Origin of the sequence: Fictibacillus nanhaiensis (assembly GCF_023715445.1) — a bacterium.
In the GTDB taxonomy this organism is placed as follows: domain Bacteria; phylum Bacillota; class Bacilli; order Bacillales; family Fictibacillaceae; genus Fictibacillus; species Fictibacillus nanhaiensis_D.
The window spans coordinates 1-459 of the sequence record NZ_JAMBOD010000044.1 but is presented as its reverse complement, the minus strand read 5'-3'; the positions used below and the strand labels follow the sequence as shown (position 1 = coordinate 459).

The 459-nt window shown below is 68.2% G+C and carries 1 protein-coding gene; it reads right to left on the bottom strand.

Annotated elements, in window-relative coordinates; translation table 11 throughout:
• Positions 1 to 25 precede the first annotated feature (25 nt).
• Positions 26 to 459: aldehyde dehydrogenase family protein (locus M3196_RS21780; RefSeq protein ID WP_251324377.1), on the bottom strand; the 434-nt coding region annotated here is incomplete at its 5' end.

Below are 459 nucleotides of genomic sequence, written 5' to 3'. Positions count from 1 at the left end.
GCCACGCACGCGCTCGCCGCGACGCTCACGCGTAGTTCATCATCACCGACTTGCTTTCCGTGTACTGGTCGATCACCGCGCGACCGAGTTCGCGGCCGAAGCCCGACTGCTTCATCCCGCCGAACGGCAGCGCGTTGTCGAGCAGCGAGTGGCAGTTGACCCACACGGTGCCCGCGGCAATACGCGGGACCAGCTTGTGGATCGCGGACAGATCGTTCGACCAGATGCTCGCGCCGAGGCCGTACGGCGTGTCGTTCGCGAGCTGCACGGCCGTATCGACGTCGTCGAACGGCATCGCGACGAGCACCGGCCCGAAGATCTCCTCGCGCACCACGCGCATCGCCTGCGTCGTATCCACCAGCACCGTCGGTTCGACGAAGAAGCCGGGGCCGTCGATCGCGCGGCCGCCCGCAGCGGCACGCGCGCCCTCGCCGAACCCCGAGTCGATGTAACCGCACA